Here is a 278-nt window from a genome sequence, read left to right on the forward strand (position 1 = left end):
GGACAGGTGGCGCGCAACTCATTGCCGATGCGGCCGTTGCCGCGCTTGAAGGGCAGGCGCCCGCAATCATTCTTTCAGGCTATTTTGCAGTGGTCGCCATTCTGACCAATTTTCTTTCCAACAATGCAACAGCCGTGCTTTTCACACCCATAGCGCTCGGAATTTCTGCCGCCATCGGCGCACCTCCGGAAGCCTTCATCGCGGCAACCATTTTTGCCGCTAACTGTTCTTTCGCAACGCCGATCGGCTACCAGACAAACCTGATGGTCATGGGCCCC

1 protein-coding gene is annotated in these 278 nt (G+C 56.8%); it reads left to right on the forward strand.

The window, feature by feature from the left end:
• On the forward strand, positions 1 to 278 hold a 278-nt coding region (locus E0702_RS17145), incomplete at both ends, for an SLC13 family permease (RefSeq protein ID WP_368816924.1).

It is taken from the genome of Halomonas marinisediminis (assembly GCF_004347715.1).
Classification (GTDB): Bacteria; Pseudomonadota; Gammaproteobacteria; order Pseudomonadales; family Halomonadaceae; genus Halomonas; species Halomonas icarae.